Source organism: Microvirgula curvata, from assembly GCF_054781615.1.
The window spans coordinates 156,887-175,460 of sequence record NZ_BAAGUB010000003.1 but is presented as its reverse complement, the minus strand read 5'-3'; the positions used below and the strand labels follow the sequence as shown (position 1 = coordinate 175,460).

Below are 18,574 nucleotides of genomic sequence, written 5' to 3'. Positions count from 1 at the left end.
CTCCGTACGGGATGGGATCGTGCGGACATCATCAACGTCACCTCGCGGATTCCCATCGTTCGCACCGAGTCTCCATTTCAATGACTAACACTGTTCCCGCCATGGAAAGCTTTGCCGCCCTCTTCGAAGAAAGCCTGTCCCGTCAGGTGATGAAGGCCGGTGAAGTGATCACCGCTGAAGTTGTCCTTATCGATCCGAATTTCGTCACCGTCAACGCCGGCCTCAAGTCCGAGTCGCTGATCCCGGTCGAAGAATTCAAGAACGACAAGGGCGAACTGGAAGTCAGCATCGGTGATTTCGTTACCGTGGCGCTCGATAGCCTGGAAAACGGCTATGGCGAAACCAAGCTGTCGCGCGACAAGGCCAAGCGCATGGCTGCATGGCTTGAGCTCGAAGAAGCGCTGGAAACCAGCAAGATCCTGTCCGGCGTCATCAGCGGCAAGGTCAAGGGCGGCCTGACCGTCATGGTCAACAGCATCCGCGCCTTCCTGCCGGGTTCCCTGGTCGACGTGCGTCCGGTCAAGGACACCACGCCGTTCGAAGGCAAGCAGATCGAATTCAAGGTCATCAAGCTCGACCGCAAGCGCAACAACGTCGTTGTGTCGCGTCGCGCCGTGCTGGAAGAAACCCTGGGCGAAGAGCGCAAGGCACTGCTGGAAAACCTGAAGGAAGGTGCAGTCGTCAAGGGCATCGTCAAGAACATCACCGACTACGGCGCCTTCGTGGACCTGGGCGGCATTGATGGTCTGCTGCACATCACCGACCTCGCATGGCGTCGTGTGAAGCACCCGAGCGAAGTCCTGGCCGTCGGCGACGAAGTCGAAGCCAAGGTGCTGAAGTTCGATCAAGAGAAGAACCGCGTGTCGCTGGGCCTGAAGCAGCTGGGCGAAGATCCGTGGGTGGGCCTGAGCCGTCGCTACCCGCAAAGCACCCGCCTGTTCGGCAAGGTCACCAACCTGACCGACTACGGCGCCTTCGTCGAAATCGAACAGGGCATCGAAGGCCTGGTCCACGTGTCCGAAATGGACTGGACCAACAAGAACGTGCATCCGTCCAAGGTTGTGTCGCTGGGTGACGAAGTCGAAGTCATGATCCTCGAGATCGACGAAGACCGCCGCCGCATCTCGCTGGGCATGAAGCAGTGCATGCCGAACCCGTGGGATGATTTCTCGGCCAACTACAAGAAGGGTGACAAGATCACCGGCACCATCAAGTCGATCACCGACTTCGGCGTGTTCATCGGCCTGCCGGGCGGCATCGACGGTCTGGTGCACCTGTCCGACCTGTCGTGGAGCGTTGCCGGCGAAGAAGCCATCCGCCAGTTCAAGAAGGGCGACGAAGTCGAAGCGCTGGTCCTGTCGATCGATACCGACAAGGAACGCATCTCGATGGGCATCAAGCAACTCGAAGGCGATCCGTTCGGCAGCTTCGTGTCGATCCACGACAAGAACACGCTGGTCAAGGGCATCATCAAGACCGTTGACGCACGTGGCGCCGTGATCGCGCTGGACGGCGACATCGAAGGTTACCTGCCGGCTTCCGAGCTGTCGCGTGACCGCGTCGAAGATGCCCGTTCGCTGCTGAAGGAAGGCGAAGAGATCGAAGCTCTGGTCATCAACGTCGACCGCAAGAGCCGTTCGCTGAAGCTGTCGATCAAGGCCAAGGATGCGGCTGAAGAGCAGGGTGCGGTCAGCCGCTTCCAGGCTGAAGCCAACGCCAACGCCGGCACCACGAACCTGGGCGCGCTGCTGAAGGCCAAACTGTCCGGCGGCAACGAGTAATCAGGCAGTGCAATGACCAAGTCTGAGCTGATTGCCAGGCTCGCGGAGCGCTATCCTCAGTTGATTGCCAAGGACGCGGAGCTCGCGGTGAAGACCATTCTTGATGCGATGGCAACGTGCCTGTCACGTGGCCAGCGCATCGAGATCCGCGGCTTCGGCAGCTTCGATCTGAACTACCGTCCGCCGCGTACCGGTCGCAATCCCAAGTCGGGGAGCAGTGTTGAAGTGCCGGAGAAATACGTTCCGCACTTCAAGGCCGGCAAGGAGTTGCGCGAACGCGTCGACGCTCGGATTCAGGAAGAAGCGCAAGCCTCGGGCTAACGCGAGTCACGAAACGCCGCAGGGTAACCTGCGGCGTTTTTGCGTCTGCCGTCCGCGCATTGCGGGATTGCGCAGTATTTGTTCATCCGCGGCTGTCATTCCTTAGCGTTTTTCGTCCAACGCGATGCCGGGCCCGCCGACATCGTTTAAACTTCAGCCTCTGTCATGGAGGGTCGCGCAATGCGCTATGTAGGCTGGATAATCAAGTTTCTGGTGTTTGTGCTGCTGCTCACGCTCGCCATGCAGAACAGTGATTCGGTCACGCTGAACCTGTTCATGGGCCATACCTGGCAGGCACCGCTGATCCTGGTGCTGCTGGTTTTCTTCGCCGTCGGCGCCGCCGCCGGCCTGTCTGCCGGTTTCTTCTATTCGCTGAAGCTGCGCCGTGAACTGACGCAACTGAAGAAAGAACTGCGTGCGCGTCAGCAGGCGCCGGGTCAGGTCGTCAACGACCCGAGCGAATCCGTGGCCGAGTAATCGCGCTTCCCGCGCCTGACCGCATCCCGGGCCGTTTCGGCCCGGCGCTTTCCGTCATTCCCGTTTCCTAAGGATCTTCCTCTTGGTGGATTTCGAACTCTGGTGGCTGCTGATCTTCCCGCTGTTCTTCGCGCTGGGCTGGCTGGCCGCGCGCATCGACATGCGGGCCGTGATCGCCGGTGCCCGCAAACTGCCGACCAACTATTTCCGCGGCCTGGCCGCCCTGGTCGATGACGACACCAGCGAAGCCAGCCGCCGGCTGGCTGAAGTGGCCCGACAGGAACCCGGTGCGCTGGATCTGCAGATCGCGCTCGGCAAGCTGTACCGCCGCCGTGGCGAGAACGACCTTGCCATCCGCCTGCACCAGGGCCTGCTGGAAAACCCGGACCTGCCCGAGCCTGCCCATGACCAGATCCGGCTGGAACTGGCCGACGACTTCCAGCGCGCCGGACTGGTCGACCGGGCGGAGGAAATCCTTACCCAGCTGACCGACCGGCCCGCCGTCGCCAGCCTGGCACGCTCGCGGCTGCTGGCCCTGTACCAGCAGGAACGCGACTGGGACCGGGCCATCACGCTGGCGAAGACGCTGCGCAACGACGCGACCCAGTTCCAGCGCGAACTGGCCGAATTCCATTGCGAGCTGGCCCAGGCTGCGCTGTTCAAGTCCGATCTGGAACAGGCCCGCAAGGAAGTCGCGGCCGCGTTCGCTGCCAATCGCCGCTGCCCGCGAGCGTATCTGCTCAATGGTGACATCCTGCTGACCGCCGGTGACACCGAAGGCGCGATTACTGCCTGGCAGTCACTGGAAAACCAGCAGCCGGAATACCTGACCCTGGTGGCGGAACGGGTGCTGGGCGCCTATGACGCGCTGGGCCGGACCGCCGACGGCATCAAACTGGTCCGGGGCTGGCTGGAAACCTATCCGCAGCTCGACCTGGCCGATCTGCTGTATCCGCGGGTCGCCCAGCATGGCGGCGAGCGGGAAGGCCTGTCGTTCCTGCGCGATGCCGTGCACGGCTATCCGTCGCTGGCCGGCATTGCCAAACTGATCGACGCCAAATTCGGCTCCATGGACCCGGCCACCCGGCAGGATGCCGAACTGGCCCGCGAAGTGGTGCTGTCACATGCCAAGCGCCTGCGCGTGCATCGTTGCCAGCACTGCAATTTCCGTTCCAAAACCTTTTTCTGGAAGTGCCCGGCCTGCGGGGAGTGGGAAAGCCTGACTCCGAACCGCAGCGAGTCGCTGTCCGTCTGAACGCCGCCCAACCATGAATCCGTTTGCTCCCGCCGCCCCGATCGCGCACAGCGCGTCGCCCGTTATCGTCGCTCTCGACTTCCCGGCCGAGAAAGACCTGCTCGAATTCGTCGCCCGGCTGGAGCCGGGCCTGTGCCGGCTGAAAATCGGCAAGGAAATCTTCACCGCATCCGGTCGCCACCTGGTCGACAAGCTGACCGCGCGCGGCTTCGACGTGTTTCTCGACCTCAAGTACCACGACATCCCGAATACCGTGGCCAGCGCCTGCCGCGTGGCGGCCGATCTCGGGGTGTGGATGGTCGACATGCATGCGTCCGGCGGCCGGCGAATGATGGAGGCCGCACGCGAAGCCGTGGCCAGCCTGTCGCAGCCGCCGCTGCTGATCGGCGTGACCGTGCTGACCAGCATGAGTGATGCCGAACTGGCCGAAATCGGCCTGAACGACGGCGCTGCGGCCCAGGTCGAACGGCTGGCACGGCTGGCGTGCGACAGCGGGCTGGACGGCGTGGTGTGCTCCGCCCTCGAGGCGGCACAACTGAAGGCTGCACTGGGCGAGTCGTTCAGGCTGGTCACGCCGGGCATCCGCCTGGCCGATGCCGTGGCCGATGACCAGCGTCGGGTCATGACCCCGTCCGCCGCGCTGCAGGCCGGCAGCGACTACCTGGTCATCGGCCGGCCGATCACGCGTGCCGCCGATCCGCTGGCGACGCTGGCCGCCATCCATGCCGAACTTGGCCTGGCCTGAACGGAGTCCGTCCGATGAGTGAATTCATTCCCGCGCTGCTGGCGCGCGAACCCGGTCTGATGGCGCGGATGTCCGCCGCCCGCCTGCTGGTGGTCGGTGACGTGATGCTGGACCGCTACTGGTTCGGTGACGTCGAGCGCATCTCGCCGGAAGCGCCGGTACCGGTGGCGCGCATTGCCCGCATGGAAGAGCGCGCCGGTGGCGCGGCCAACGTCGCGCGCAATATCGTCAGCCTCGGTGGCAACGCCACACTGCTGTCGGTCGTGGGCGAGGACGAGGCGGCCGATGCCCTGGCTGCCCTGCTGGAACGCGATGGCGTGGCGGTGTCGTTCCGGCGCGACGCGCGCATCGCCACTACGGTCAAGCTGCGGGTGATCGCCCGCCAGCAGCAACTGATCCGGCTTGATTTCGAGGATGCCCCCAGCCATGAAGTGCTGGCGGAAAAACTCGACGAGTACAGCCGCCTGATCGCCGACCACGATGTGGTCATCCTGTCCGACTACGGCAAGGGTGGCCTGACCCACGTCACGCGCATGATCGAACTGGCCCGTGCTGCCGGCAAGCCGGTGCTGATCGACCCGAAGGGCGATGAATGGGACAAGTACGCCGGTGCCACGCTGCTGACGCCGAACCGCAGCGAATTCCGTCAGGTGGCGGGACAGTGGCGCGACGAGCATGACCTGGCGGCGCGCGCCGAGCGCATCCGCAGCGATCTGCAGCTCGACGCGCTGCTGGTCACGCGCAGCGAGGACGGCATGAGCCTGTTCCGCGCCGACGGCCCGCTGAATGTGCCGACCGTCGCCCGCGAAGTGTTCGACGTATCCGGCGCCGGGGACACCGTGATCGGCACACTCGGCCTGATGGTCGCCGCCGGGCTGGCGCTGCCCGAGGCGATGCAGGTGGCCAATGTCGCTGCCGGCATCGTGGTCGGCAAGCTGGGCACGGCCGTCGTCCGACGGTCCGAACTGTTCGGTCATTGATCAAACGCGTCGTCGCGATCGTTCGCGGCGCGCCAGAAGGAGCACTCCATGTATACCGTCGTTACCGGTGCCGCAGGCTTTATCGGCGCCAACCTGGTCCACGCACTGAATGCGCGCGGCGAACGCAACATTATCGCGGTCGATGATCTGACCGATGGCCCCAAATTCCGCAATCTGGTCGATTGCGACATCGCCCATTACGTCGACAAGGACCAGTTTATCGAGATGCTGCTCGATGGCGTCTGGGACGGCGAGATCCGCGCGATCCTGCACCAGGGCGCGTGCTCCGACACCATGGAGCACAACGGCAAGTTCATGATGGAGAACAACTACCAGTATTCGGTCAGCCTGCTCGAATACTGCCAGCAGGACGCCATCCCGCTGCTGTACGCGTCCAGTGCGGCGGTGTACGGCGGGGGGCAGGTGTTCCGCGAGGAACGCGGCTTCGAAAGCCCGCTGAATGTCTACGGCTACTCGAAATTCCTGTTCGACCAGGTCGTGCGCAAGCGGATGCAGAACGGGCTGACCGCCCAGGTCGCCGGCTTCCGCTACTTCAACGTCTATGGCCCGCGCGAGCAGCACAAGGGGCGCATGGCTTCGGTGGCCTTCCACCACTTCAACCAGTATCGCGACACGGGCAAGGTGAAGCTGTTCGGCAGCTACGATGGCTATGAAGCCGGCATGCAGAGCCGTGACTTCGTGTCGGTGGAAGACGTGGTCAGGGTCAACCTGCACTTCCTCGATCACCCGGAATCGTCCGGCATCTGGAACCTGGGCACCGGCCGAGCCGAACCGTTCAACAATGTGGCGCTGGCAGCGGTCAACGCCTGCCGCCGCCAGCAGGGTGAGGCAGAAATGACGCTGGAGCAGATGATCGCCGCCGGCATCGTCGAGTACATCGACTTCCCGGACGCCCTGAAGGGCAAGTACCAGAGCTACACCTGCGCCGATATCGGCGCGCTGCGTGCGGCCGGCTACGCTGACGAGTTCCTGACCGTCGCCGATGGCGTGGCCCGCTACGCGGACGCGTTGCGCTGATGGGCGACCGCATCGTTCCGGTCACCGCGTTCGCGCAGAACTGCTCGATCCTGTGGTGCGACGCCACCCGTGAAGCCGCCGTGGTCGACCCCGGCGGTGATGTCGACACGCTGCTGGCCACCATTGACGCGCTGGACGTCAAGGTGACCCGCGTGCTGCTGACCCATGGCCATCTCGACCACGTCGGGGCCGCTGCCGCGCTGGCAACGGCGCTGGACGTGCCGATTCTCGGTCCGCATCGCGCCGACGAGTACTGGCTGACCGGCCTGCCGCAGCAGGCGGAGATGTTCGGCTTCCCGCCGGCCGAGGCGCTGACGCCGGACCGCTGGCTGGACGAGGGCGACCGCATCCGCGTCGGCGAACGCACGCTGGATGTACTGCACTGTCCCGGCCATACCCCCGGCCACGTGGTGTTTGTCGACCGCGAAGCCGCCCGGGCCTGGGTTGGCGACGTGCTGTTCGCCGGCTCGGTTGGCCGTACCGACTTTCCCGGTGGCAATCAGGATGACCTGGTGGCGTCAATTCGCGGCAAGCTGTTCCCGCTCGGCGACGACATCCGCTTCGTTCCCGGCCATGGCCCGGAGTCGACCTTCGGTGACGAGCGCCGGCACAATCCGTTTGTGGCCGACAAGCGCTTCGGCTGAAGCCGGCATGAAAGACAAACAGGCCACCGGGTAAACCGGTGGCCTGTTTTCATTCTGACGCGAGGCGCGGCAAAGCGGGGTGGCCCCGCTGCGACTAGATGCCGACCACCAGCGTGACCCGGTTGCCCGGTTGCAGGCGGGCGAGCTTGCGCTCGTCGTTCCAGCGGCGCAGGTCCTGATGATCAAGACCGAACTTGCGGGCGATGCTGTACAGCGTATCGCCACGCTGGACCACGTACTGGTATTGCTGGGTGCGCGGGGCGGCGGCGCTGCTGGCCGCGACCGTGATCAGGTCACTGCTGCTGCCGGCGGCGACCTGCAGCGTCTGGCCGAGCTGCAGCGCATTGCCGTTCAGCTGGTTCAGATCGCGCAGCTGGGCGACGCTCATGTTGTAGCGTTTGGCCAGGCTATACAGCGTATCGCCGCTGCTGACCGTATGCCGTGATGAAGTCGCGACAGCGACTGTCTGCTGCGGGCGGGCCGGTTCAGTCCGGGCCACGGTATCGACGGCCGGGCTGATCGACGCGATTTCGCTGATCGCATCCTCGGCCGAAGCGGCTGTGGCGACGACCGGAGACGGCACGACCTCGATATCGGCGAACGGACGCGGCGAGGCCACGGTATCGACGGCCGGCGGCAGGTCGGTGGTCACGGCGCTGCTGCTTCTGCTGCTGGCCGCCGGGCGGGTATCGGCGCTGGCGACCATCACGGCGGGCCTGGCGACCGGCGCGGCCGCCACGACCGGGGCCTTGTCGGCCACGACCGGCGCGCGGGCAACGGTCACCACCGGGCGGGCCGGGCTGTCGCTGACCGGACGGGCGGCGACGGTGCGCGGGGCCTCGGCCTGGTCGTCGCGATCGGCGGCGGCAATCAGGGCCGGTGCCGCGCTGCTGCCGCGCTGGGCCACCAGCAGCGGCTGGCCGGCCTGCAGCCGGCCACCCAGCGCGCCATTGACCGAGCGCAGCTCGGCCACGGTCATGTTGTAGCGTTCGGCCACCACGTCAGGCGTGTCGCCATCCTGGGCGACCACGGCCTGCCACTGCGACAGCGGCTTGTCCCAGCTGGCCAGGTTCTTCTCGAAGCGGTCGAAGTGGTCGACCGGAATCAGCAACTGGCGGCCGTTCTTGTAGGCGAGCAGCGGGCGCTTGTAGCCGGGGTTCAGCGTTTTCAGCTCGGCTTCCGGCACATTGGCGAGTTTGGCCGCCACGTCGATGTCGATATGCTTGCCGGTGCTGACGGCGACGAAGTACGGGCGGTTCGGGAATTTGTTCAGCGCGACGTTGTAGCGCTTCGGGTCGGACAGCACATTGCGCACGGCAATCAGCTTCGGCACATAGTTGCGCGTCTCGGCCGGCATGCGGATGTGTTCGAAGTCGTCCGGCAGGCCCTGGGCGCGGTTGCGTTCCTGGGCGCGGCTGACATTGCCCTCGCCCCAGTTGTAGGCGGCCAGCGCCAGCGACCAGTCGCCGAACAGGCCGTGCAGGTATTCGAGATAGTTCAGCGCCGCCTGGGTGGCGCCGACCACGTCACGACGGCCGTCGTACCACCAGGTCTGCTCAAGGCCGTAATGACGGCCGGTGGCCGGCATGAACTGCCACAGGCCGGCTGCACCGACCGGCGATTCCGCCTGCGGGACGAAGGCGCTTTCGACCACCGGCAGCAGGGCCAGCTCGGTCGGCATGCCGCGCTTTTCGACTTCGTTGATGATGTGGAACAGGTATTTGTGACTGCGGCCCAGCGTGCGTTCGATGCCGGCCGGATTGGCGGCGTACTGGCGTTCGAAGCGGCGGACCAGATCGGCGTTGACTTCATCCATCTGGAAGCCTTCGCGGATGCGCTGCCAGACATCGTCGCCATTGCGCAGCAGGATGTTGTTCTGCTGCATCATCGCCTGCCCGGAGGAATAGGACAGGTTGTCGAACTCCGCGTGTGCCTGGCCGGCAAGGCCGCCTGCGAACGCCAGCGACAATGCCAGCTTCAGTGTGTGTTTCATCGTGCCCGGCCCGATGTGAAGGGCACCTTCAAAAGCCGGCCGCACGGTGCGCGCGTCGGTTTTTGGAGGTCCCCTGTAAAGGATTGATACAAAATTAGCGGGAATCGTATGCGCTCGCCGGAAGGATCGTCAACAGGAAATGTCAATAGTTTCAGCGGGTTTGTCCCGATTTGAACTGTTGGCGGTTGAATTTACGCAATTCATTCCGCCGGAATATCCGCCGGACGGTCATTTCATGCCGTGGGCGTGGCGGGCGAAACCGGGGCTAACCGGCCTGGAACCGGTCTTTCCAGCGCCGCAGCGCGGTGAAGGTCGCCAGCCCGTCACCGGTCGCCGGCTCGCCGGCCTGACGCGCGGCGGCGGCCTGCACTGACGGCACGCGGACGCGCAGGAACGGATTGGTGTCGTGCTCCAGCGCCAGCGTCGAGGGCAGGGTCGGCAGGCCGGCATCGCGGCTGGCCTGGTCGCGGCGGAGACGGGCATGCAGTGCCGGGTTGTCCGGCTCGACCGCCAGTGCGAAACGCAGGTTGTCCAGCGTGTATTCATGGGCACAGGCGATGCGGGTGTCATCAGGCAGTGCGGCCAGCCGCGTCAGCGACGCCAGCATCTGCGCCGGCGTGCCCTCGAACAGCCGGCCGCAGCCGGCGGCGAACAGCGTGTCGCCACAGAACAGCCAGCCTGCGCCGGCATAGGCCAGGTGATCGAGCGTGTGGCCGGGCACTGCCAGTACGTCCAGGCTGAGCCCGAGCGCGGCCAGTTCCACCCGGTCGCCGTCCGCCAGCGGGTGGGTGACGCCGGCCACGCCGGCCGGCCCGCAGACCGTCAGGGCGGGGAATCTCGCCTGCAGCGCCGGCAATCCGCCAACATGATCGGCGTGATGATGGGTGATCAGTACCGCGTCCAGCACCAGCCCGGCGCCGGCAAGATGGTCGAGCAACGGCGCGGCATCGCCGGGGTCGACTGCGACTGCGGTCTGGGCGCGGTGCAGAACCCAGATATAATTGCTGCTGAAGGCGGGAACCGGAGTGACGTCGACCATGACGAGCCCTTTGCTACAAGGAGTGGGCGGATGCCCGGATTGAAAGAGTGGCTGGCGTCGCCGCTGGGCCAGTATGTGATGGCGCGCGAACAGGCCTATTTTGACCAGGCGGTTGCGGATGCCTTTGGCTATCGTGCGATCCAGATCGGCTTTGCCGACCAGCCGTTCCTGCGCGACAACCGGATTCCATGGCAGCGCGTGGTCGGCCTGCGGCCCGATGCCGACATTGTCGCCGATCCGGCACAGCTGCCGTTCGCCGCACAGAGTCTCGACCTGGTCCTGATGCCGCATACCCTCGATTTTACGTCGCATCCGCACGAGGTGCTCAGGGAGGTCGAGCGGGTGCTGGTGCCGGAAGGGCGTTTGTTGCTGACCGGCTTCAACCCGGTCTCGCTGTTTGGCGTGCGTCGGGTACTGACCCGCGCGCCGTCGCCGTGGAACGGCAACTTCCTGAGCCTCGGCCGGCTGAAGGACTGGCTCGAGCTGCTGAATTTCGATATCGCCGGCGGCGCCTTCCTGTGCTACGCGCCGCCGCTGGCCTCCGACAAGTGGCGGGGCCGCTTCGCCTTCATGGAAGATGCCGGCGATCGCTGGTGGCCGGTCGCCAGCGGCGTCTATGCGCTGGAGGCGGTCAAGCGCGTGCGCGGCATGCGCCTGATCATGCCGCGCTGGAAAGTGCTGGCCCAGCCACTGATTGCCGTCACCCGCGCCAAGCGCCCGGCCATGACCCCGAATGAAATGCTGAAAGACGACATTGCAGACTGAACCAGAACATATCGACATCTATACCGACGGCGCCTGCAAGGGCAATCCCGGCCCCGGCGGCTGGGGCGCGCTGCTGATCTATCGCGGCCAGGAGAAGGAACTGTTCGGCGGCGAGCCGATGACCACCAACAACCGCATGGAAATGATGGCGGTCATCGAAGCGCTGAAATGCCTGAAGCGGCCGTGCCGCATCGTGCTGTACACCGATTCGCAGTACGTGCAGAAGGGCATCAGCGAGTGGATCAAGGGCTGGAAGGCGCGCGGCTGGAAGACCGCCAGCAAGGAACCGGTCAAGAATGCCGACCTGTGGCAGCAACTGGATGCCGCCCGGCAGCCGCACGACATCGACTGGCGCTGGGTCAAGGGCCACGCCGGCCACGAATTCAATGAACGCGCCGACCAGCTGGCCAACCGCGGCGTCAGCGAACGCTCGCGCTGATGGCCGGACCGGCGCACAGGACCCCCATGCGACAAATCATCCTCGACACCGAAACCACCGGCCTCGATCCGCGCGAACACCGCCTGATCGAAGTGGCCGGGCTGGAAATGGTCAACCGCAAGCTGACCGGCAGGCACTGCCACTTCTATATCCACCCGCAGCGCGACATCGATCCGGATGCGCAGCGCGTGCACGGCATCAGCCTCGACATGCTCGAAGGCAAGCCGGTGTTCAAGCAGGTGGCCGGCGAGATTGCCGACTTCCTGCGTGATGCCGAACTGATCATCCACAACGCGGCGTTCGACATCGGCTTTCTCGATGCCGAGTTCGAGCGGGTGCGGCTGCCGAAGACCCGCAGCGTGGCCGGTGGTGTGATCGACACCCTGGCGATGGCGCGCGAGGTCTTTCCCGGCAAGCGCAACAACCTCGATGCCCTGTGCGACCGCTTCGAGATCGACCGCAGCAACCGGACCCTGCACGGCGCGCTGATCGACTGCGAGCTGCTGGCCGAAGTCTATCTGGCGCTGACCCGTGGTCAGGAAAGCCTGGAAATGGCGATCGAGACCGACAGTGACAGCAGCAACGACCTGTCGCTCGGCGCGCGCAAGCCGCTGATCGTGCAGCGCGCCAGCGCGGCCGAGCAGGCCGGGCATGAGGCGATGCTGGCGCGGCTGGACAAGAAGGCCGGCGGCGCCTGCGTATGGCGCGACTACGAGCCGCTGGACGCGCCGGCCGGCGCCGACGCGTCGTGAGCCGCATTGCCCTGGTGCCGGCCGCCGGCGGCGGCAGCCGCATGGGCGCCGGGCGGCCGAAGCAGTATCTGGAACTGGCCGGCCGGCCACTGCTCGCGCACACGCTGGCACGCCTGCTGGCCGAGCCGCGCCTCGACCGCATCGTCCTGGTCCTGGCGGCGGACGATGGCTGGTTCGATACCTTCGCCTGGCCGGAAGATCGCCGGCTGGCCGTGCTCCGCGTCGGTGGTCCGTCGCGCGCCGAAAGCGTGCGCAACGGACTGGCGGTGCTGGCGGCGGACGCCGGCGACTGGGTGCTGGTCCACGATGCCGCCCGCTGCTGTCTGCCGGCCGCCGCGCTGGCACGGCTGATCGACACGCTGGACGACGACGAGGTCGGCGGCCTGCTGGCGGTGCCGGTGGCCGACACGCTGAAACGGGCTGACGGCGGGCTGCGCGTTGCCGCCACCGTGGCGCGCGATGGCCTGTGGCAGGCGCAGACGCCGCAGATGTTCCGTGCCGGTCTGCTGGCACGGGCGCTGGGCGGCGAACTGGATGCCGGTGTGACCGACGAGGCCAGTGCCGTCGAACGGCTGGGACTGTCGCCGCGGCTGGTCGAAGGGGATACCATGAATCTGAAAGTGACCTGGCCGCATGATCTGCCGCTGGCGCGCGCCATCCTGGCCGCGGAGCGGGGCGGGCGGGTCGAATGACGGGAGAAACGCGATGACAATACCTTTCCGTATCGGACAGGGCTGGGATGTCCACCGGCTGGTCGAAGGCCGCAAGCTGATTCTCGGCGGCGTGATCATTCCGCATGACCGGGGCCTCGATGGTCATTCCGATGCCGACGCGTTGTGTCATGCCGTGACCGACGCGCTGTTCGGCGCGGCCGGGCTTGGCGATATTGGCCGCCATTTCCCCGATACTGACCTAGATTTCAAGGGAGCGGACAGTCGGGTGCTGCTGCGCGAAGCGGTTCAGCGGGTGCGGGCGGCCGGTTTCGACGTGGTCAACATCGACTGCACCGTGATTGCCCAGGCACCGAAGCTGGCCCCGTACGTGAACCGCATGCGCGCGAACCTGGCGGCCGACCTTGGCGTCCCGCCCGACAATGTGAACGTCAAGGCCAAGACCAGCGAGCGGCTTGGCCATCTGGGACGTGAAGAGGGCATCGCCGCCGAGGCGGTATGCCTGCTGTCGCACCGTAGCGGCAAGTAACTGCACGGTCCGGCCCGCCCGCTGCGATCCGGTGGGCCGTTGGCGCCCGGCTATGGGATAATCCTGCTATCTGCAACGGAGACGTCAGCATGAAAACCCAAGACCAAATGAAGATGGCTGCGGCCAAGAAGGCAGTGCAGTACATTCCGGACAACGCCATCATCGGCGTCGGTACCGGTTCCACCGTCAATTTCCTGATCGACGAGCTGGCCACAATCAGGGACCGCATCGACGGTGCCGTATCCAGTTCCGAGGCGACCACCGCCCGGCTGAAGGCGATCGGCATCCCGGTCTACGAACTGAACTCGGTTGGCGACCTCGAGGTGTATATCGATGGCGCCGACGAAATCAACCATCACCTGCACATGATCAAGGGCGGTGGCGGTGCGCTGACGCGCGAGAAGATCGTTGCCGCCGCATCCAGACAGCTGGTCTGCATCGCCGACGAAGCCAAGCTGGTACAGAAGCTCGGCGCATTCCCGCTGCCGGTGGAAGTCCTGCCGATGGCGCGCAGCCTGGTCGCACGCAAGCTGGTCAAGCTGGGCGGTCATCCGGAATGGCGGCAGGACTACGTGACCGACAACGGCAACATCATCCTCGACGTGCACGGGCTGAACATCATGGCGCCGGTGGAGATGGAAGAAACCATCAACCACATTCCGGGCGTGATCTGCTGCGGCCTGTTTGCCCGCCGTCATGCCGACGTGCTGCTGCTCGGCCGTGCCGATGGCACGGTACAGGTTCTCGAGTAAGCGCCGATATCATGTCGCTGGACCGGGCCGGGGCAGTGTCTGCATGACCTGCGCCGGCCCGGTCCGTTACAACGGCCTGTCATACCGATGTCACGGCAGGGCAATACACTCGTCTGCTGACGCTGGGCAAACCGAAGAGCGCGATAATGCCAAAAGAACATATATCCAAGCAGTTCGACATGGAACTCGAAACCATCCGCACCCGCGTGCTGCAGATGGGGGGACTGGTCGAACAACAGATCAGCAGTGCCATGCAGGCGCTGATTGACGGTGACATCGAGACACTGGGCCGCGTCGTCGCCGACGACGTGCATGTGAATGCGATGGAGGTGGGGATCGACGAGGAGTGTCAGCACATCATCGCCCGTCGCCAGCCGGCGGCCAGCGACTTGCGCATGGTCATCACCGTGATCAAGACCATTACCGATCTTGAGCGCATCGGTGACGAGGCGCAGAAGATCGCGCGCGTCGGCAAGAAAATGCTGGAAGACGAGCGGGTCCAGGTGCCTCGCCTGCGCGAAATCGAGAAGATGGCCAATGTCGCGCTGGTGATGCTGCGCCGCGTGCTGGATGCCTTTGCCCGTCTCGACGTCTACGGCGCGCTGGACGTGGCCCGCCAGGACCGTCAGCTCGACGAGGACTTCAGCGCCAGCCTGCGCCAGCTGATCACCTTCATGATGGAAGACCCGCGCACCATCACCATGTCGCTGGACACCATCTTTATCGCCAAGGCGATCGAGCGCATCGGTGACCATGCCAAGAACATCTCCGAATACGTGGTGTACCTGGTCAAGGGCAAGGACATCCGTCACACCTCGCTCGAGGACGTCGAGCGCGAAGGTCTGTAGGCCTTTCCCGGTGGCAACCGGTAGCGGCTTGCTGCCGGTTCCCGCCAGCTGTGTGACAATAGCGCGGCCAGGGTCGGGCCATCCGGTCCGCCCCTGCCCGTGTTGCCCGGTGTCGCCGGCAGACCCCCTGCGGCGCACCGTGTCGCTTTCCTTCCTTTCCCTGCCAGCGCCGCCCAGATGACCGCATCGTTTGACACCCTCGCCGCCGTCGATCTCGGCTCGAACAGTTTTCGCCTGCAAATCGTCCGCGTGATGGACGGCATGCTGTATCCGCTGGACTCGCTGAAGGACACCGTCCGCCTTGGCGGCGCGCTGCTGCCTTCCGGCGAACTCGACCAGGACATCGCCGACCGTGCGCTGGCCTGTCTGGCCCGCTTTGGCGAACGCCTGCGCGGTTTCCACCCTGACCGGGTGCGCGTGGTCGGCACCAATACCCTGCGCGTTGCCAAGGATGCCGCCTTGTTCATCGCCAGGGCGGAACGGCTGCTCGGCTTTCCGATCGAAATCATCGCCGGCCGCGAAGAAGCGCGCCTGATTTATCTCGGTGCGGCGCACAGCCTGCCGGCCAGCCAGGAAAAGCGGCTGGTGGTCGATATCGGTGGCGGCTCGACCGAGTTCATTGTCGGCCAGGGCATGCGTTCGCTGAAGACCGAAAGCCTGAACCTTGGCTGTGTCAGCTACAGCCTGCGCTTCTTCCCCGACGGTCGTCTGACCCGGCACAACTTCAAGGATGCGGTGGTGGCCGCGCGCGACCAGATCCAGCGCATCGCCGCCGAATTCGGCCCCGACCAGTGGCAGCTCGCCATCGGCACTTCCGGCACTGCGCGTTCGCTGCGCGACATCCTCGAACAGTCCGATTTCTCCAGCGAAGGCATCACCCTGGACGGCATGGAAAAGCTGCGCGCCGAACTGATCCGCGCCGGCAGCCTGAAAGCCGCCCACCTGAACGGCCTGCGCGGCGATCGCGCCCCGGTCCTGCCGGGGGGGCTGTCGATCATGCTGGCAGTATTCGAGGAACTCGGTATCCAGCGCATGGACGTTACGCTCGGCGCCCTGCGCGACGGCGTGCTGTACGACCTGCTCGGTCGCCAGGACGAGCGCGACCCGCGTGCCGACAGCGTGGCGCAGATGATGCGCCGCTACCATGTCGACACCGTGCAGGCCACGCGCGTGGCCCGGGTGGCCCATCACGTGCTGGCCGGGCTGTCGGCCGGGCAGGAGGCGGCGCCGGACTGGAAACGCGAACTGGGCTGGGCGGCGGCGCTGCACGAGATCGGGCTCGATATCTCGCACACCGGTTACCACAAGCATTCGGCATATATCGTCGAGAATGCCGACATGCCCGGCTTTTCCCGCCAGGAGCAGAAGGTGCTGGCGACGCTGATCCTGGCCCATCGCGGCTCGCTCGGCAAACTGCTGTCGCAGGTCACCGACGACAGCCTGTGGCCGGTGGTCGTGTCGCTGCGGCTGGCGGCCCTGTTCTCGCGCAGCCGTCGCGACCTGGCGCTGCCGGAGAACCTGCACTTCAGCACCGTCGCGCCACGCCAGTTCCGGGTGGTTCTGGACGCCGACTGGCTGGACAGCCATCCGATGACGGCCAGCGCACTGCGCGAGGAAGCCAGCGGCTGGAAGGACATCGGTTTCCAGCTGACCGTGCGCGGGCAGGACGATCGCAAACTGCTGGTCTGAGCATTTCCGGGCTGGCGCCGGCGCGTGGTCCGTGGCAGGGTGGCAGGCTGACGTTCCGCTGGAGTACGCATGACGGATTCGCGCTACAAACGCAAGCATCGCCGCCCGGGCAAGGCGCGACTGGTCAAGGTTGGCCAGGAGGCCGGCACCCTGGCACATATCGGCGCCGTGCGCACCGATGCGCCGTCGCTGGCCCTGATCGAATACAACGACACCGATTACCGGCAGACCGGGCTGGAGGCCGTCAACGAAAGCCGCACCCAGCCGCCGCTGGAAAATGGCGTGCAGTGGCTGAATGTGTACGGGCTGCAGAACCCGTCCGTGCTCGAGGAGATCGGGCGCCGCTACAAGCTGCACCCGCTGGTGGTCGAGGACATGCTGAACACCCAGCAGCGGCCCAAGGTCGAGGACTACGGCGACTACCTGTTCATTGTCACCCGCACCTTCGGCCTGAACGGCGACGGGGAACTCGACAGCGACCAGATCAGCATCGTGCTCGGCCGCGACTTCGTGCTCAGCGTGCAGGAACGGCCGACCGGCCGCTTCGAGGCACTGCGCGAGCGGCTGCGGACCGGCAAGGGCCAGGCGCGCAAGTACGGGCCGGACTACCTCGCCTATGCGCTACTGGATGCCGTGGTCGACTATTACTTCATCACCCTGGACCGCTTTGCCGACCAGACCGACCAGCTCGACGACATGCTGCTGGCCGGCATGCCGATCGACGGCGGCGCACTGCACCGCATCCGCGGACTGAAGCTCGACGCGCTCGAGCTGCGGCGGGCGATGTGGCCGTTGCGCGAGGCGATCAATACCCTGGTGCGCGGCGACCATGACCTGGTGCAGGACAATACGCGGATCTTCCTGCGTGATGTCTACGACCATGCGACCCAGCTGATCGAATCGCTGGACCTGTTGCGCGATCTGATCAGCGACATGGTCGAGCTGTACCAGTCCAACCAGTCGAACCGCCTGAATCGCGAAATGCGCTTCCTGACCGTGGTCTCGACCCTGTTCATGCCGCTGACCTTCATCGTCGGCGTGTATGGCATGAACTTCGAATTCATGCCGGAACTGCACTGGCGCTACGGCTATTTCCTGGTCTGGAGCGTGATGATCGGCATTGCCATGGTCATGGGCTGGGTGTTCTGGCGTCGGCGCTGGCTGTAGCCGTGCATGACGCGGGTTCGATCCCCGCGTCCGCTGCCTGCCGTGGATGACCATCGAGCAGGGCAGCCAGAATGTGATCGAAAAAGCGGCCACCGGTCAGCAGGTCGAGCTGGCGCAGATTCAGCGTGATGATGGCGCGCTGTTCGGCATCGAGCGCGATGCCGTACTGCACCAGTGCCTTTTCCACGGCGACAATGGTCGATTCGAGCGCCGCAACATCCAGCCCGACTTCGGCCGGCGTCGCCGCATGGGCGGCAATGGCGATGGTCCTGGCCAGCCGCTCCGGCGTGGTCTCGACCGGCAGCGCCCGGGTCAGCGCGCTGACATGGGAATAGATGCGGATGAAGCGCTGCCGTTCCGGCAGGCCGGCGTCCGGTGCCGGCAACGGACCGTAACTTGCCCGCGTCTCGCACAGCGTCGTGTCGGCCGGCGCGGGAAATGCGTCGCCAACCCCATCGACCAGCCAGTCCCGGCTGCAGCCGGCAGCATTCACCAGCTTGGTCACGGTGCGGGCGAACGGACGCGTACCCTCATTGAGGATTTTTGACAGACCGGCCCGGGATACGCCGCTGGACTCGCTGAGCCGGGCGGGGATGCCGTCGAAACGGGTGTCGATCAGCCATTGCACCCGCTGCACGAACTCGGGGTTTTTCAGTTTCTGGATCATCGGCTACGGTTACCCACGGGTG

At 65.4% G+C, this 18,574-nt stretch carries 20 protein-coding genes; 17 read left to right on the top strand and 3 right to left on the bottom strand.

Annotated features, from left to right (window positions below):
- The first annotated feature begins 11 nt into the window (after positions 1-11).
- The 8 genes from rpsA to ACYVG8_RS01045 all read left to right on the top strand — a co-directional run bounded on the left by rpsA (position 12) and on the right by ACYVG8_RS01045 (position 7,241).
- Positions 12-1,781 carry a 30S ribosomal protein S1 gene (gene rpsA, locus ACYVG8_RS01080; protein ID WP_084299696.1) on the top strand — a complete coding sequence of 590 codons (1,770 nt, stop codon included), beginning with the start codon at positions 12-14 and terminating at the stop codon, positions 1,779-1,781.
- Between the two features lie 12 nt (positions 1,782-1,793).
- Positions 1,794-2,102: an integration host factor subunit beta gene (locus ACYVG8_RS01075; RefSeq protein ID WP_028497683.1), complete on the top strand. Its 309-nt coding sequence runs from the start codon at positions 1,794-1,796 to the stop codon at positions 2,100-2,102.
- Between the two features lie 180 nt (positions 2,103-2,282).
- The gene (locus tag ACYVG8_RS01070; protein ID WP_028497684.1) at positions 2,283-2,579 is read left to right on the top strand and encodes a LapA family protein; all 297 of its coding nucleotides are present in this window, start codon (positions 2,283-2,285) and stop codon (positions 2,577-2,579) included.
- Between the two features lie 85 nt (positions 2,580-2,664).
- On the top strand, positions 2,665-3,834 hold the full coding sequence (gene lapB, locus ACYVG8_RS01065; protein WP_028497685.1) for a lipopolysaccharide assembly protein LapB: 1,170 nt from the start codon (positions 2,665-2,667) through the stop codon (positions 3,832-3,834).
- A 13-nt stretch (positions 3,835-3,847) separates the two neighbouring features.
- Entirely contained in the window at positions 3,848-4,579 is a 732-nt protein-coding gene (gene pyrF / locus ACYVG8_RS01060; RefSeq protein WP_051528591.1) for an orotidine-5'-phosphate decarboxylase, read from the top strand.
- Between the two features lie 14 nt (positions 4,580-4,593).
- Positions 4,594-5,559, top strand: coding sequence for a D-glycero-beta-D-manno-heptose-7-phosphate kinase (gene rfaE1, locus ACYVG8_RS01055; protein ID WP_051528592.1), 966 nt, complete (start codon positions 4,594-4,596; stop codon positions 5,557-5,559).
- Between the two features lie 48 nt (positions 5,560-5,607).
- Positions 5,608-6,597, top strand: a complete 990-nt coding sequence (rfaD, locus tag ACYVG8_RS01050) for an ADP-glyceromanno-heptose 6-epimerase (RefSeq protein ID WP_028497687.1) — start codon at positions 5,608-5,610, stop codon at positions 6,595-6,597.
- Positions 6,597-7,241, top strand: a complete 645-nt coding sequence (locus ACYVG8_RS01045) for an MBL fold metallo-hydrolase (RefSeq protein ID WP_084299701.1) — start codon at positions 6,597-6,599, stop codon at positions 7,239-7,241. Before rfaD ends, ACYVG8_RS01045 begins: the two co-directional genes overlap by 1 nt.
- Positions 7,242-7,335: 94 nt before the next feature.
- On the opposite strand, the gene ACYVG8_RS01040 is transcribed toward ACYVG8_RS01045, so the two are convergent.
- Positions 7,336-9,234, bottom strand: coding sequence for a LysM peptidoglycan-binding domain-containing protein (locus ACYVG8_RS01040; protein WP_460744913.1), 1,899 nt, complete (start codon positions 9,232-9,234; stop codon positions 7,336-7,338).
- 265 nt (positions 9,235-9,499) lie between these two features.
- Positions 9,500-10,273 carry a hydroxyacylglutathione hydrolase gene (gene gloB / locus ACYVG8_RS01035; protein ID WP_107889409.1) on the bottom strand — a complete coding sequence of 258 codons (774 nt, stop codon included), beginning with the start codon at positions 10,271-10,273 and terminating at the stop codon, positions 9,500-9,502.
- Positions 10,274-10,303: 30 nt separating this feature from the next.
- Here gloB and ACYVG8_RS01030 point away from each other — a divergent pair, with 30 nt between their 5' ends.
- The 9 genes from ACYVG8_RS01030 to corA all read left to right on the top strand — a co-directional run bounded on the left by ACYVG8_RS01030 (position 10,304) and on the right by corA (position 17,885).
- A complete protein-coding gene (locus tag ACYVG8_RS01030; RefSeq protein WP_107889410.1) occupies positions 10,304-11,038 on the top strand; it encodes a class I SAM-dependent methyltransferase in 735 nt (244 codons plus the stop codon).
- Positions 11,028-11,477 carry a ribonuclease HI gene (rnhA, locus tag ACYVG8_RS01025; protein ID WP_112692147.1) on the top strand — a complete coding sequence of 150 codons (450 nt, stop codon included), beginning with the start codon at positions 11,028-11,030 and terminating at the stop codon, positions 11,475-11,477. Before ACYVG8_RS01030 ends, rnhA begins: the two co-directional genes overlap by 11 nt.
- A 26-nt stretch (positions 11,478-11,503) precedes the next feature.
- Positions 11,504-12,229, top strand: coding sequence for a DNA polymerase III subunit epsilon (gene dnaQ / locus ACYVG8_RS01020; protein ID WP_028497693.1), 726 nt, complete (start codon positions 11,504-11,506; stop codon positions 12,227-12,229).
- Positions 12,226-12,921, top strand: coding sequence for a 2-C-methyl-D-erythritol 4-phosphate cytidylyltransferase (gene ispD / locus ACYVG8_RS01015; protein WP_028497694.1), 696 nt, complete (start codon positions 12,226-12,228; stop codon positions 12,919-12,921). Before dnaQ ends, ispD begins: the two co-directional genes overlap by 4 nt.
- A gap of 13 nt (positions 12,922-12,934) precedes the next feature.
- Entirely contained in the window at positions 12,935-13,429 is a 495-nt protein-coding gene (ispF, locus tag ACYVG8_RS01010) for a 2-C-methyl-D-erythritol 2,4-cyclodiphosphate synthase (protein WP_036384690.1), read from the top strand.
- Positions 13,430-13,518: 89 nt separating this feature from the next.
- On the top strand, positions 13,519-14,181 hold the full coding sequence (gene rpiA, locus ACYVG8_RS01005) for a ribose-5-phosphate isomerase RpiA (RefSeq protein WP_028497696.1): 663 nt from the start codon (positions 13,519-13,521) through the stop codon (positions 14,179-14,181).
- 146 nt (positions 14,182-14,327) lie between these two features.
- Positions 14,328-15,029 (top strand): phosphate signaling complex protein PhoU, encoded by a 702-nt coding sequence (gene phoU, locus ACYVG8_RS01000; protein ID WP_028497697.1) that lies wholly within the window; start codon positions 14,328-14,330, stop codon positions 15,027-15,029.
- 177 nt (positions 15,030-15,206) lie between these two features.
- On the top strand, positions 15,207-16,718 hold the full coding sequence (locus ACYVG8_RS00995; protein WP_460744912.1) for a Ppx/GppA phosphatase family protein: 1,512 nt from the start codon (positions 15,207-15,209) through the stop codon (positions 16,716-16,718).
- Positions 16,719-16,787: 69 nt separating this feature from the next.
- A complete protein-coding gene (gene corA / locus ACYVG8_RS00990; RefSeq protein WP_107889412.1) occupies positions 16,788-17,885 on the top strand; it encodes a magnesium/cobalt transporter CorA in 1,098 nt (365 codons plus the stop codon).
- On the opposite strand, the gene ACYVG8_RS00985 is transcribed toward corA, so the two are convergent.
- Positions 17,848-18,552, bottom strand: coding sequence for a helix-turn-helix domain-containing protein (locus tag ACYVG8_RS00985; RefSeq protein WP_460744911.1), 705 nt, complete (start codon positions 18,550-18,552; stop codon positions 17,848-17,850). The two genes, corA and ACYVG8_RS00985, sit on opposite strands and share 38 nt — an antisense overlap.
- Positions 18,553-18,574 lie beyond the last annotated feature (22 nt).

Coding starts and splice junctions, on each gene's coding strand:
- rpsA (WP_084299696.1), top strand. CDS start 12: ATGGGATCGTGCGGACATCATCAACGTCACCTCGCGGATTCCCATCGT.
- ACYVG8_RS01075 (WP_028497683.1), top strand. CDS start 1,794: ATGACCAAGTCTGAGCTGATTGCCAGGCTCGCGGAGCGCTATCCTCAG.
- ACYVG8_RS01070 (WP_028497684.1), top strand. CDS start 2,283: ATGCGCTATGTAGGCTGGATAATCAAGTTTCTGGTGTTTGTGCTGCTG.
- pyrF (WP_051528591.1), top strand. CDS start 3,848: ATGAATCCGTTTGCTCCCGCCGCCCCGATCGCGCACAGCGCGTCGCCC.
- rfaE1 (WP_051528592.1), top strand. CDS start 4,594: ATGAGTGAATTCATTCCCGCGCTGCTGGCGCGCGAACCCGGTCTGATG.
- rfaD (WP_028497687.1), top strand. CDS start 5,608: ATGTATACCGTCGTTACCGGTGCCGCAGGCTTTATCGGCGCCAACCTG.
- ACYVG8_RS01045 (WP_084299701.1), top strand. CDS start 6,597: ATGGGCGACCGCATCGTTCCGGTCACCGCGTTCGCGCAGAACTGCTCG.
- ACYVG8_RS01040 (WP_460744913.1), bottom strand. CDS start 9,234: ATGAAACACACACTGAAGCTGGCATTGTCGCTGGCGTTCGCAGGCGGC.
- gloB (WP_107889409.1), bottom strand. CDS start 10,273: ATGGTCGACGTCACTCCGGTTCCCGCCTTCAGCAGCAATTATATCTGG.
- ACYVG8_RS01030 (WP_107889410.1), top strand. CDS start 10,304: ATGCCCGGATTGAAAGAGTGGCTGGCGTCGCCGCTGGGCCAGTATGTG.
- dnaQ (WP_028497693.1), top strand. CDS start 11,504: ATGCGACAAATCATCCTCGACACCGAAACCACCGGCCTCGATCCGCGC.
- ispF (WP_036384690.1), top strand. CDS start 12,935: ATGACAATACCTTTCCGTATCGGACAGGGCTGGGATGTCCACCGGCTG.
- rpiA (WP_028497696.1), top strand. CDS start 13,519: ATGAAAACCCAAGACCAAATGAAGATGGCTGCGGCCAAGAAGGCAGTG.
- phoU (WP_028497697.1), top strand. CDS start 14,328: ATGCCAAAAGAACATATATCCAAGCAGTTCGACATGGAACTCGAAACC.
- ACYVG8_RS00995 (WP_460744912.1), top strand. CDS start 15,207: ATGACCGCATCGTTTGACACCCTCGCCGCCGTCGATCTCGGCTCGAAC.
- corA (WP_107889412.1), top strand. CDS start 16,788: ATGACGGATTCGCGCTACAAACGCAAGCATCGCCGCCCGGGCAAGGCG.
- ACYVG8_RS00985 (WP_460744911.1), bottom strand. CDS start 18,552: ATGATCCAGAAACTGAAAAACCCCGAGTTCGTGCAGCGGGTGCAATGG.